Origin of the sequence: Anaeromicropila herbilytica (assembly GCF_016591975.1) — a bacterium.
In the GTDB taxonomy this organism is placed as follows: Bacteria; Bacillota; Clostridia; order Lachnospirales; family Lachnospiraceae; genus Anaeromicropila; species Anaeromicropila herbilytica.
The window spans coordinates 1,414,953-1,429,317 of the sequence record NZ_AP024169.1 but is presented as its reverse complement, the minus strand read 5'-3'; the positions used below and the strand labels follow the sequence as shown (position 1 = coordinate 1,429,317).

The 14,365-nt window shown below is 30.6% G+C and carries 10 protein-coding genes; 3 read left to right on the top strand and 7 right to left on the bottom strand.

Annotated elements, in window-relative coordinates:
- The first annotated feature begins 301 nt into the window (after positions 1-301).
- Entirely contained in the window at positions 302-2,836 is a 2,535-nt protein-coding gene (locus tag bsdtb5_RS06230; protein WP_271715168.1) for an EAL domain-containing protein, read from the top strand.
- Between the two features lie 157 nt (positions 2,837-2,993).
- On the opposite strand, the gene bsdtb5_RS06225 is transcribed toward bsdtb5_RS06230, so the two are convergent.
- The 7 genes from bsdtb5_RS06225 to bsdtb5_RS06195 all read right to left on the bottom strand — a co-directional run bounded on the left by bsdtb5_RS06225 (position 2,994) and on the right by bsdtb5_RS06195 (position 11,493).
- A complete protein-coding gene (locus bsdtb5_RS06225; RefSeq protein WP_271715167.1) occupies positions 2,994-3,218 on the bottom strand; it encodes an HPr family phosphocarrier protein in 225 nt (74 codons plus the stop codon).
- Positions 3,219-3,261: 43 nt separating this feature from the next.
- Positions 3,262-4,239, bottom strand: a complete 978-nt coding sequence (locus bsdtb5_RS06220) for a Gfo/Idh/MocA family protein (RefSeq protein WP_271715166.1) — start codon at positions 4,237-4,239, stop codon at positions 3,262-3,264.
- Positions 4,240-4,577: 338 nt separating this feature from the next.
- Positions 4,578-6,248: an FMN-binding protein gene (locus bsdtb5_RS06215; RefSeq protein ID WP_271715165.1), complete on the bottom strand. Its 1,671-nt coding sequence runs from the start codon at positions 6,246-6,248 to the stop codon at positions 4,578-4,580.
- 78 nt (positions 6,249-6,326) lie between these two features.
- Positions 6,327-7,322 carry an FAD:protein FMN transferase gene (locus bsdtb5_RS06210; RefSeq protein WP_271715164.1) on the bottom strand — a complete coding sequence of 332 codons (996 nt, stop codon included), beginning with the start codon at positions 7,320-7,322 and terminating at the stop codon, positions 6,327-6,329.
- Positions 7,323-7,619: 297 nt separating this feature from the next.
- Positions 7,620-8,057 (bottom strand): YjdF family protein, encoded by a 438-nt coding sequence (locus tag bsdtb5_RS06205; protein ID WP_271715163.1) that lies wholly within the window; start codon positions 8,055-8,057, stop codon positions 7,620-7,622.
- A gap of 277 nt (positions 8,058-8,334) precedes the next feature.
- Positions 8,335-9,375 carry a lysylphosphatidylglycerol synthase transmembrane domain-containing protein gene (locus bsdtb5_RS06200; RefSeq protein ID WP_271715162.1) on the bottom strand — a complete coding sequence of 347 codons (1,041 nt, stop codon included), beginning with the start codon at positions 9,373-9,375 and terminating at the stop codon, positions 8,335-8,337.
- A 324-nt stretch (positions 9,376-9,699) separates the two neighbouring features.
- On the bottom strand, positions 9,700-11,493 hold the full coding sequence (locus tag bsdtb5_RS06195; protein WP_271715161.1) for a MutS-related protein: 1,794 nt from the start codon (positions 11,491-11,493) through the stop codon (positions 9,700-9,702).
- 269 nt (positions 11,494-11,762) lie between these two features.
- Here bsdtb5_RS06195 and bsdtb5_RS06190 point away from each other — a divergent pair, with 269 nt between their 5' ends.
- Together bsdtb5_RS06190 and bsdtb5_RS06185 are read left to right on the top strand one after the other, a co-directional pair.
- Positions 11,763-13,475, top strand: coding sequence for a methyl-accepting chemotaxis protein (locus bsdtb5_RS06190; protein ID WP_271715160.1), 1,713 nt, complete (start codon positions 11,763-11,765; stop codon positions 13,473-13,475).
- 197 nt (positions 13,476-13,672) lie between these two features.
- Positions 13,673-14,215, top strand: coding sequence for a DUF1653 domain-containing protein (locus bsdtb5_RS06185; protein WP_271715159.1), 543 nt, complete (start codon positions 13,673-13,675; stop codon positions 14,213-14,215).
- The last annotated feature ends 150 nt before the right edge of the window (positions 14,216-14,365 follow it).

Sequence of the window (14,365 nt, the reverse complement as noted above, 5' to 3'; positions counted from 1 at the left end):
AATCACTTAATTGCTCATTAGGTTACCTCTATTATTGCGTATAAACTTAACATTACAAGTATAACTTCAATATAATGTTTTTTCAACTAATATTTTTATTAAGCAAATATAAAAAATCACTTTAATATTCCAAAAGTAAATAGGTATTTATTCCCTTTTTTTTACAGTATATATTGCATTATCCCACCGTTGTTGGTATAATGTGTTATACCTTTACATTTATATACAATTTTTTAAATCTTCTACTTATAATGAATGTTCAAGAAGACAAGTTATAAATCACCTCTGAAGGGAGATACCAATGTCAATTAAAAAAATATTACGCTTTACTTTATTTATTTTTGTAACAATACCTATCATAATCTTCGGATACTTTTCAACGGAAATAGTTGCGCATTCACTTACCAATTCAGAAAAGGAAGAAATGAAATCCATATCCGCATCCAATTCCAATAATTTCTTTAATTCCATAAATAATATTGAGGAGGATCTATACTCCTTATCCCAAATAAATGAAGTGGTTATTCTTCTTAAAAATCAAATATCCTCAAACATTAATAAGTTGCCATCTACCATAAACAGAACAAAGGAAGTTGAAAATTCATTGATAAGCCTGGTAAAATTATGCCCATTCTATAGGAAAATAGACCTATATAATTCGGAGTGTACCAAACTAATCAGTTGTAACGGAATTAGTTCTTATGATTCAAATATTAATAATAAAGTGGAAAAGAATGAATCTCTTCTACTTAATAATATGAAACAAACTAAAAAAATTGGATTGTCTCTACCAACACATGTTAGTAAAGCATCTACAAAATCTGATACTTTGCTAATAGGCTATCCTATCCTAAATGAAAATCATGATACAATCCTAGGATACCTTATTTTAAACCTTGATATCCATTATTTTGATTCATTTTTCCAATCAACCCAAAATAATTCTATGCTTTTTTTTAACTATGCTACGCAATCCATATTCCACATCAATATATCCTCAAATAAGAATAACAAACTAAATTATACTCTTAATAATGATTCAAATAGTTCAAACTATAGCATACTTGTCAGAAAACTTTTGAAAGCCAAAAATATATCTACTTCTAGTTCAAATAGAAATTCTAATAATAATATAATATCTTATAAAACAAACAATAGAACTTATCTTTATGCTTATTCTATTCTTAAAGATAATGACTGGGCTTATGTAGTACAAAAGGAATCTACAATTCCTATAGACGTTCAATATAAGATCTTGCTGAAGCTAATTATCATATTAATGTGTACCTACTTGCTCATCTACATAGTAAGTTCGAAGATAACGAATACTTACACCAAACCCATTATTAAATTAAAGGATATTATTCAGCAGGCAGCCCATGGCAATCTTGATGTAAAATCCGATATTGTATCTGATAATGAGATTGGAGAGCTTAGTAAAAGCTTCAATCAGATGATACATATTATCAAAACTAACTATAATGATCTTAGAGAGATGCATCAAACTCTTGTGGATAAAGAAGAAGAACTACGTACTAATTATGAACAGATTGAATATCTTGCATACCATGATACACTTACCAAACTACCTAATAAATTAACCTTTCATAATCGGATTAATCAAACACTTTTACGAAATATTAATAATACCCATCATGCGGTATTCTTTATTGATCTAGATAATTTCAAAACAATTAATGATACCTTAGGACATGATTACGGCGATCGCCTATTAGCTGAGACTTCTGCAAGATTAAATTCATTAATGACGAATAATGATATTCTAGCTAGAGCAGGAGGCGATGAATTCTTAATCTTTCGCGAGAATATCGACTCCTCCGAGCAAGCAATTACATTCGCTAATGATATATTAAATGAATTTAAAAATCCTCTTACACTTCATAAAAAATTAGTATATATCTCCATGAGTATTGGAATTGCAATCTATCCTGAAAATGGAACCACTTCAAAAACATTAATTAAAAATGCTGATATTGCTATGTACAAATCGAAAGATACTGGTAGAAATAAAGTTACTCTATTTAATAAAAGTATGCAAGATGAATTGAGCCGAAGCGCTGAAATTCTTGAGGTGTTACGCCATGCGATTGAAAATCATGAAGTATTCTTAATGTATCAACCACAAGTATCAATTATAAGCAAAGAAATCATAGGATATGAAGCTCTTATGAGAATTCAAAGTAAGACTCTAGGTATCCTATCTCCTACTGAATTTATACCAATTGCAGAAGATAGTGGGTTAATAGTAGATCTTGGCGCATGGGCATTACGAGAAGCTTGCCAATTTACTAAAAATTTAATTGATGAATCTGGAGTTCCTGTGACAGTATCAGTAAATATTTCCTCCATTCAACTGAATCGTGCTGGATTCTTTACAACTTTAGCTGATGTACTTGATCAAACAGAATTACCTCCAGAATGTCTTGAACTTGAGATTACAGAATCTTCTTTACTTTACTCTATGTATGATGCAGCAACATTATTTAAAAATTTTCAAACGCTTGGAGTTAAAATTGCCTTAGATGATTTTGGTACAGGCTATTCTTCGTTGAATTATCTTACAAAGATGCCAATTAATACGCTAAAAATAGATAAATCATTTATTGATAATATCGCTGCTAATAAAAAAGATACATATATTGCCGAAACCATTATCAGACTTGCTCATAACCTAAATATACATGTAATTGCAGAAGGTGTTGAGGATAATAACCAGTTAGATATTCTAGAACAATATAAATGCGACCGTATTCAAGGATACCTCTTTAGCAAACCATTAAATTCAAAAGATATTAGGCTGTATCTCGAAGGTTAAAGTAACTGAATTGTGTTATAATATTATCCTAAGATTCGTACATAAAAGTAAGGTGCTGACTCATGTATCAGCACCTTTTATTAATTTCATAACATTTGGTACTTTTCTAACATTAAATTTCTCTGCTTATTAACTGGATATTTATTAATCCTTATTTTTATGCTACTTCATATTTCTTTAGAAACTCTTCAAATTGTATATCTCTACTTTGAGCTGATACCTTCAATGATTGTCTTAGATTTAAACACAAAACACCCAAAATCGATTTAGCATCTACAATAAATCGATTGTATGAAATATCAACATCAAAATCACACTCATTTGCAGCTTTAACAAATTCATTAACATCCTCAGGTGTATTTAACTTAATCTTATAATCCATAAAATCTCCCATCAGTCGCCTTTGGCGACATACAATATACTTTCTATTCTTCTGGATATACTAGACCACAATCTTTTCTACATTGGTCCATAATCTTCATAATATCCAGAGTATCTGATAGAGGAATCAAAGTACTTTCTTTTTGTTTATTCCCTAAGCATCGATGTACTTCCATTATCTCATATTCATAACCATTACATTCATGTGGAAGGGATACTTCTTCAATTAACTCCAATTTACTATTATATAAATTAACATTAGGAGTTGTAAAGAACCAATCTCCAAAACTTATTGTACCTTCACTTCCAATAATGGTAGCATTATTATTACATAATATATCAAATCCACATGATAAAATAGCAAATGCATTATCATATTGAAGCATGATGCCACAATCAAAATCAACTTCCGATTGTCCCATACGTGCATTACTAATAATTCTATTTGGCCTCGTTCCTAAAAAAGAAGTTGCAAAAGAAATCGGATATACCCCTAAATCTAGGATAGCACCTCCGCCAAGATCCTTACGAAATAATCTACTTTCCTCTTGGTATGGAACCTGATTGCAAAAATCAGCCTTAATCATCTGTACCTTACCAATCTTTCCTTCTTTAATCCATTCCTTAGCTTTTTGAAATGCTGGCAAGCATTTCGTCCACATGGCTTCCATGAAGAATACATCTTTTTCTTTTGCTAATGTAATTAATTCTTCTAGTTGTTTTGCATTTATAGTTATCGCTTTTTCGCAAAGCACATTTTTACCATGTTCTAAACATAATTTCACATTATCATAATGACAATTCATTGGCGTTGCTATGTAGATGATATCTACTTTCTCATCCTGAACTAGTTTTTCATAGGAATCGTATGCTTTTTCTATGCCATATTCTTCTGCAAACTCATTTGCTTTCTTTTGATTTCTTGAAGCTACCGCATAAAGTGTAGCATCCTCTACGTAATTTAGTGCTTTTGCAAATGTACTTGCTATACCACCTGTTGCCAATATTCCCCATCTATACATATTATTTCCTCCATTTTGTAATCTATACACTGTAACCTTGTTTTTTTCATAATAAACTAATTATATAAACTTAATTTCTATATTCACCAATAAACTTCTACTGTTATTTCCATTTTAGTTTATTGACTATACTAATATAATATCTTCATCGCGATTATTACGCAAGCTATTTCTTATATTAAAATTTTTATTTAAAAGAAAAAAGGAAGTGTATACATCAATAGAAAGCTCTTTCTGAACTTTTGGTATTGTTTATTGCACTCCCTTTTTATCTATTCTATTATTCTGAAACCAAATTCTATTTATCTAGATGTTATAGATTCTATCTCTTCTAACTCTTATTTTGTAGCGCTATTAAGAGCATCTGCAACTGCTTCCATAATACCATTACTACTATAAGTTGCACCTGATACAGAATCAACGTTTGTTGACTGTTCGGAAATAATTTCTTGTGTTACTGTATCATATGCACTCTCAAAAAATTGTGCATCGTCACCATATGATTCTACACTAATATCAGAGATTTTACCTTTAGATACGGTTACTTTTAACGTTGTAGTTGCTCCTCTAAAACCAGTCCCGCTACCTTCATATGTTCCATCTGTATATTCAGCTGTAGATGAGGAAGAACTTTTACTGCTTGAGTTAGCATCGTTGTTGCTAACATCCGCATCTTGGCTATTATTAAATTCTTTTGAATCATCAGATCTTTGACCTTTATGGCCCACACGGCCATACCCATTGCTAGAATCTTCTGTGTTACTTGAAGTACTGCTACTTGAATCATTGCTCGTTGCGTTGCTATCAGTTGATTGACTGCTATTGCTTCCTGTTTTTGCACTTTCTAATGCATTTGCAACTGCTTCCATAATTCCATTACTACTATAAGTAGCCCCTGAAACTGAATCCACATCTGTTGATTGACTACTAATAATATCACTTGTAACACCATTAAATGCTCTATTATAGAAGTCCCCGTCATCTCCCGTAGTTACTGTTTCAATATTTGTTATCGCACCACTTTTTACTGTAACATTCACTGTAGTTGTTTGTCCACGGAAACCAGTACCACTACCTTCATAAGTTCCATCATTATATAAACTATTTGCATTGTTTGTAGAGGTTGAGCTAATTGTAGTATTCCCTCCATTGGCTGATGCAGTAATGTTACCAACATAATAGATACCTGTCATCACAGCAAAGGATACACATCCTGCCATAAGTGGACGAACATCTTTTTTCGCTACTGAATATGAAGTATTATTTCTTGGACAGGAAGATACACATTTCATACAGTTAATACATTCTGGGCTGCTTACTTCATCATATTTGTATAAAGGAATACCCATTGCACAATTATTCGTACATATTCTACATTTTCCACAACCATCTGTAGGTTTTCTTATCTTTCCAATCCTTAATAATGATGTTAATCCAAAGATTGCACCCATAGGACATAGGTACCTACAAAAGAATCTTTCTACAAATACAGAAGCAATTATAATTGCAATAAATAGTACAAATCCTACGGTTAAGTATGATATAACATATGATAAATCTGGTAATTTACCTACTGTAAATAGCATTCCAAATACATCCCAAGGACTTGAACTGCTAAAAACAGTGACATTAAGACTCCAGATTACCATAATAATAAGTACAAGAATCCCATACTTTACATATTTTAATGCTCCATCAATTTCTTCCTTTAATTTTTTCTTAGTTACAAATTGACTGGACACTTTATAAATAAAATCTGTAAAGGAACCAAATGCACACATCCAACCACAGAAAAATCGTCCTAATAATATTGTCAGTGGAACGGTTGCTATTAGTGGAATTAAATCTGTAATTATGTTCGCACTAAATTCATTATGTATAGCTGCTAGATACAGCTCTTTTACTCCCATTAATGCACTAATATATAGTGACGGTAGAAAAACAAAACATAAAACTTGTATAAATGCTCTGCTTATTGCTACAATTGATAATTTCTTTGCTTTCTTCATACAAATACATCCTTTCGATTATACTTTTTATAGGTAATTAAAAAAAATTAACATTGAATATAAGATAGAATTGAAACTTTACATTCTTAATTGAAAATTGTCTTTTAGACCCTCTGTTACTAGAGCGGATAAATCCTCATGAATAAAAATGGCCTCCGCCTTTTTATCTTTAAGAAGCTTTCTTCCTCTCTCCATTCCTTGAATAAATATTGCAGTGCTTAAAGCATCTGCTTCTATGGATTTGTTACATATTACCGTAACACTAAGTAATCCACTTCTAGCTGGCATTCCTGTTCTTGGATTCAGAAGGTGATGGTACCTTACCCCATCTTTAATAAAGAATCTCTCATTACTACCAGAGGTTACGATTGTTTTATCTGTAACATTTAATGTTCCAATAATATCACCAGTTCTACTCATTGGATTTTGAATTCCGATTCGAAATGGTGTTCCATCTATTTTCTTACCAAGAGTTATGATATTCCCTCCTAAGTTAATAATTGCACTATTTACTCCATTTTCTTTTAGAATTCTACATACCTCATCAGCAGCATATCCCTTTGCTATTCCACCTAAATCAATTGCTTGATTTTCTTTCTTTAATGCTATACTTTTACTTAGATTTCGAAATGATATATCCTTATAATCCACAAGAGGGAGAACTTTTTTAATTTCACTAGTGCTTGGGATATAATCTCCTTTTTTATTAATCCCCCATAATTCAATCAATGGGCGTATGGTAATATCAAATGCACCGTTAAAATCCTTCGAATATTGAACTGATTTTTTTATTAGAGTATAAGTATCTTTATCTACTGTCACATAACCCTTACCTGCATTTTTTCTAATTTTTGATATATCACTATCTTCGTTATATGCAGACATTTTTTGATCAATTTCAAGAACACGCTGAACTGCTTGATCTAGAGCTTGCTCATTTTTAATTTCTAATATTTTAATGCTATTTTTAGTTCCTAATGCATAAAATGTTCTCTCATACGCAATCGCTTGACTTGAGTTATCAGAGTTTATAACACTCTGTTTCACTTGATCTTTTTGTTTATTTAGAAGCATAGATACCTCCATTTCTACCTCGCTTGCTCACATTTACCGTAATAGGTCACAAGATTACACCTTTTTCATAAATATACATTTATTTCAATATAAAAAATTAGTCATTACATCTACAATACTTTAATACCATGGATTTGTCTTACTTTTCAAGTGTATATTTCTGTAATTTTATTATATTTATTTTATAATCATACCAATTAATTGTGAAAAATGTTTGTTCAAACTTTGAATATTCTGAAAACATTTGTTTTTTTTTATTATACTCATTTTTTGACGAAAAAAGAAGCATAAAGGCAGTTATCTGCCTCTATGCTTCTCTTTCTTTTTCTGTTGCTTTAATTCAAATTGACGTTCTTTTATTTCTTCCTTCCGCTCACGGCTTCTTGATTTTCGATCAATCTTGTTCTGCTCATGAAGTAATTTTAAAGCTTGCTGCGATTTTGTTCCAATCCCCAGCTCACTTAATTGCTTTTTAACATTTCTTTGTAATCGTTTCGGATTGATTCTAGTGATTGGTTTGATTTCTTCTTCAAGGGATGGACTAAACTTTAATTGATACCATCGATTTAGTATCATCTCTTGCACCTCAAAATCTTTTGGTTCTGTACCAAACACTATTTTACTAACCATAAGCTTATTTTCTTCTTGTTTCTCGCATATTGCAATAAAAAAAGGTTCTTCAAAAAATACCTGTAGATTAATAAAAGTGTCAGTTGTTTTAGCTATATTATTCATGATAGCTCCTCCTTATTCTAATCAACAAAGAACGGACAACCAAGGAGGCAGGTTACTGATAGCAATTATTTGCTACGCCCGGACTACCAACCGGACTGTGTTTTTATCTTCGCATATCTATTATACAATCTATTAAATTATTTTCAATTCATTTTTAAAATTTTACTCAAACTTATCAGTTTATAGTCTATAGTTACTTGATAATCCAGACTTAAAGTATAATAATTAAGGTAATTTATAAAATCCAACTTCTGAATATACCAAGCATCCATGAACTTTACTTCTGTGAAGTTTGAGGGTTTAATTCTTTATTTCTTTTTCGGATAAATATCCAAGTAAAGATTCCCATAAGTGAAGGGAATATATAAGTAGCTGTTCGATAGATAATCATTGCAGCACCCGCTCTTACTTTCCCAACAAATACAGAAAACAATGCGGTAAATACTAATTCCGTTGACATAATTCCTGATGGTGCAGGTATGACACCCAACAATACATTCATAAATGCAGTAAGAGCAATTAATTGGAATATACTTAATGAAGTATGAATACCACTTCCAATAACAAAAGTAATGTATGGGATGATATACCAACTAGTTAGTTTTATAAGTTCTAATACAATTATTTGAATTAATAACATTCTATCTTTTAATATTACTTTAGAATCAATGGATAAGGACTGAATCTGTGATTCTATTTTCTCGAATCTTTCTCTATTTTTATCACTTTTTCCATATTTTCTAGATAGTGATTGAAGAATCCCAATAAGAAAACCATGAAATCGCTTTGATACCACAAGTAGTATTAGTAGCACTACAACAATTAGGTTGATGATATAGCCTATATCAATGTATTTCATATAACTATGAAATCTACTAGAGAAAAATGAATAGTTCCATACGAAACATATTGTGATATATAGAAATACACCTATTTTCTGTAATGCATAAGCAAGTGTCATAGCGCTCATGCTTTCCGATGGTTGAATCCCCTTCCCATATAAGAAATAGATCTGTCCTGCTTGTGTTCCACTACCGAACGTAATGACACGATAGAAACAGCCTTGCAATACTGCTTGTATTCCTTCTGAAAAAGTAAAATCTTTTTTATATTTTCTAAGTAAAAAAGCAACAATTACACCATCTAACATCTGATAGAGGATTGCAGAGATGAGTATTAAAGTCACTCCTAGTAAGCTTAAGTTTCTAATATTCATTACAATATCATCAATCATACCTTGAAACATTTGAAATAATACAATTCCTAATAATATTATGATAAGAATGGTAACATATATTTTTCTAACCTTTTTATTCATTATTAACCCCACTATCTATAATACTCTTCTTTTAGTTCTATCAATTCTATGAGAATCCGCTTATAAAATTGGAATTTGTTAATTGTATGTAAACTCTTTTGTATAGCATATCTAATTTTCCAATATTTGTCCATTCTTTTTTGAAGTAATCACACATTTATTGAATGATAAATAATATATAAATCTTGAGTATGAAAATTCTTATATAAAAAGAATCACCAATAAATTATCTAAAAGTATGATAAGAGACTCTTCTATTATAACAATATATTCAAAATTACATGCATGGAATAAAAAGGCTTTGAATTTCGGATTATTAATTAATTATTTATTTATCAATCCTGCCATTCTTAATATATACTTGGCATTGGTAGTATAACCTCTGCCTTTTTTCATTTTATAATCAAAGTGAATCTGGTCTGAATCATAATATTCTTCAAAATGATGATTGCTACCTACGACCTCATTATTCTCTACCAAGCTACATAGTTCAAAATCATGAGTTGAAACTACCGCTATCACATGTCTCTTATTCAAATACTTTAATATTTCTTTAGCACCAGTAATACGATCTGCTGAATTGGTTCCTTTGAATATCTCGTCAATTAACGCTAACATCGGTTTGTGATTCTTTGCATACTCTACCATCTCTTTTATACGTAATACCTCCGCATAAAATGATGAAACACCTTTAGATACATCATCCTGAACTCTCATGGATGTAAATAAGTTCATTACTGATAATTCCATCCTACTTGCACAAACAGGTGCACCTGCATAAGCCAGCACCATATTCATTCCTATCGTCCTTAGAAAAGTTGTCTTTCCAGACATATTGGAACCTGTAATTATCTCTATTCCATGTTCAATGTGAATAGAATTCTTTACTGCTTGATCTGCTTGAATTAAAGGATGTGTCATATCACTTCCATGAAAGATAATGTCTTCTGACTCCTTTAATATAGGGAAACTAATTTCACGGTCTCTGCCAATCACTGATAGACTCTCTAACGCCTCCATCTCCCCAATTACTTTAAAAATGATTACCATACTATCTGCATAACTTTTTTTCCATTGTTCGAGCAATCGAATACAATGTAGATCATACATTAAAAACATTTGCAAAAAGATATGAATATATGGATTAGTATGAATTAGAAAGGCCTCATTTATATGATCCAACTTTTGAATACCTTTTGTCGTCTTATAATCATTTGATATTTTACTTTTCAATTCTTTTAAATACACTGAGCTGAATTCAACATTTTCAATATATTGAATGAATCTGTAATATTCTCCAATATGCGAACAGAAACGAAATACTTTTGATATGATATCTTTACACCGAAAACTGATATAGTAGGCCAAACACAATTGCAAAAATGTTAATGTAAATGGTATATAGATGTTAATGTTCCCTTTTAAAAAAAGCACAAAAGCGATAGCATTACAAATTGGTAGGATAAAAGATACTTGTTGAAAAAATGTGGCGAGTAAACTTTCTTTCATAAACAGATATTCCAAGAAACTCTCATACCATGCATTCTGCTTGGGACCAATTTTCATACCAACCATCATACTCCTTGTTTCGAATTCCAAAGCCAGTTCTTCATTTTCAAGAAATTCTTTTACTGCATTCTGTTTCTTATATATTTTCTTTCTATCAATGTTATCTTCTTTTAGATATGTAAATAAGAATCTCTTTCCTTCAATTGTGTTACAAGTGCAAATATATTGATAAAGTGAATTTCTTCCTAATAGATCCAAATCTTTTTCAATCGTCATATCCTCTTTGCAAAACTCAATCCCTGTTTCTTCAAATGAAGACCATTTACTATTCCTTCGATCTACTTGTTTTAATAACACTTTCTCCTTTGCATCCGTATATTCTTTTCTTTCTCTTATTTTATCATGATAGACAACAAATCCCACAAACAATACACTACTACCTAAAAATATAGCAAAATAAATCATATTTTGATCTATAATGCTAAGTACAAAGAATAGGATTCCTACTACACTTACAAATAATCTTATATTGGATATTAATCTATATTGCTTACTTACTTCTTTCTTTTCTTTATCTATAACTTTTAAAGCCTTGCTGTAATAATCCATGATATCCCCCTGCCATCTTAATATTTTAAACTATATGCTTTCTTATTTTCTTAAACAATTCCATCTTACCAAGTATATCAAAACCATTTCATGTTTTCCATTATATCCTATAATTTTCTATACATTTTATACTTTACAATATTTTTTTACAATATATCCTATATTTCAACCATTTTCTTCGCTTTTATCCATAATACCACTACACTTTTTCATTATTGCGTGTTATTCTTAATAGGTAAGTATAATAATTAAAAAAAGGGGAGAACAATATGTTCAAAAAAATCAAAATATCTCAAAGACTTATTATCACAAGTATACTTAACACAGTTTTTCTTATTATCATTGCTACTATTGGTTTGATGGATATCAAGCAAATCCACACTAATGGTAACTACATTTATGAAAATAGTCTGTCTCGTTTAAATTGTATCTATGCAATTCAAGGAAATAGTTTCATGGAAAAAATTGATTTAGAGCAACTCTTAAATGAAAATTTAAAAGACGATATTCAAGATATGACAGATGATATCTCAGAAAAACAAACAGATACAGATAAACTTTTTACTGAATATGAAAAGTTACCATTCGAAAGCAAAAAAGAGGAAAAGAAATACAAAGCACTTATCGCTCAATATCCAGCTTATCGTGAATCCATGCAAAAAATTGTATCACTAGTTCAAGCTGGTAATTATACAGATGCATTAGCAGAATTTAAAGGTAATTACAAGGCGATAAGACAACCAATTAAAGATGGAATTGGTGAAATGGTAGAATTGAATGTCGCTTCTGCAAAAGCAAAATATCAAGAAAGTAAAGATATCTATAATAGTTCGATTATTTCATTAATTATTTTTAGTGTAGCTGGTATCCTTATTAGTTTCACAATAAGCTTTAGATTATCCAAGTGGTTAGCAAAGAGAATTAATACGGTTGTAAACTATGCAACCAACTTAAAAAATGGTGACCTCTCTCAACAGATTAAAATTACTCGTGAAGACGAATTAGGTAAAATGGCAATCGCTATTAATGATGCTACTCTAAACATGAGAGAAGTAGTTTCTGAAATCATAAATGGTAACCAAGAATTAAGTGCTGCAAGTGAAGAATTAACTGCAACAATGGAAGAAATCTCTGCTACTATGATGAACGTAAGTAATTCAACAGAAGAAATATCAAATGGTAATGCCGAATTAAATAACTCTACAAGAATTGTTAGTAAAACAGCTGAACGAATCTCAGATCTTACGAAAGAATTATATCATAAAGCTGCAAATGGAGATAAAGCATCTACTGAGATTATGGAGCGAGCAAATAACATCAAAAATAAAGCGGATGAATCTTCAAATTCAGCAACTACTCTTTATGCCGAAAAAGAAGTCAATATAAAGAAAGCAATTGAAGAAATTAAAGTTGTTGATGAAATCAGTAAAATGGCTGATGCAATTGGTAATATTTCAGAGCAGACTAATCTGTTAGCACTAAACGCATCTATTGAAGCCGCACGTGCTGGAGAAGCTGGAAAAGGTTTCTCAGTTGTTGCAGATGAAGTTAGAAAATTAGCAGAACAATCTGGCAACACAGTAGATGAGATTAGATTAATCGTTGATAATACCAACACTGCACTACATAAATTAATCGAAAATACAAGTGATATCTTAGATTTCATTGATAACAATGTAAAACCAGATTATGAAATGATTATGTCTGCAGGAACACAATATAAAGATGATGCAGAATTCCTAAGTAGAATGTCAAAAGAAATCTCAGAGTCTTCTAATATTATATCAAATAACATTACAGAAGTAACTTCTGCTATGATTGCTGTATCATCAACGACGGAAGAATCCACCAAGAATTCTTCCAGTATCCTAACTAATATTTCTCAGACTACAACGGCTGTGGAAGAAGTATCAAAGCAAGCACAAAGCACTTCTGAATTAGCTGAAAAACTATCTAGTCTAGCACAAAGATTTAAGATTTAGGATCATTTACATTTTCTACAAATACCCCCTATGAATTTTCTTTAGAGAACAGATTCGTAGGGGGTATTAAATATATATAAGTTTTGTTTGTTCCACAATAAGGATTTATTTAATGATTTAAGATTTAGGCTATATCTGCTATAATTAATGATAATAGTAATTAGGATTAGAGCTATTAATGAAAGGAAGCGGATGAAATGGAAAAATACAAGTTACCGGTACCAGGAGAAATATATCGTCACTTTAAAAATAAACTTTACCAAATTATTGCTATAGCAATTCATTCCGAAACTGACGAAAAGATGGTAGTATATCAAGCATTGTATGGTAAATATCAAGTATTTGTCAGGCCATTAGAGAATTTTATTAGCAAAGTGGACGAGCATACCTATCGATTTACATTAGTTGATAGAGATCATCTAGATAATCATGAAGAAGATAATCAAGCTACTTCGGTAAAAGAAAATAGATTAGATACAATACAGAAAGAGAATGCTATCTTAGATGAGCCATTCTACTATGATAACAGCGAGTTAATTCAATTTTTAGATGCTAAGACTTGCCAAGAGAAACTAAATATCTTGACCAGTATGAAAAACCAACTAAATAATAACATATTAAATAATATGCTAATTTCTCTAGATCTAGCAATTACAGACGGTACATTGGAAGAACATTTTGATATTTTAAAAGATTATTTACAGACTAGAGCAAGATTCGAAATTAATCGCTTACGATAAACCAATGATATTTTTAGTTTAAACTCGATTCTGCTAAGCCTTAATTATTCATTTCTATCCTTAATTCGTATACTAACATTGCACATGTAATCAAGTGTAAAATTAGAATTAAAGGCAATACTGTATATGATTTGAAAATAAGAGGAAATG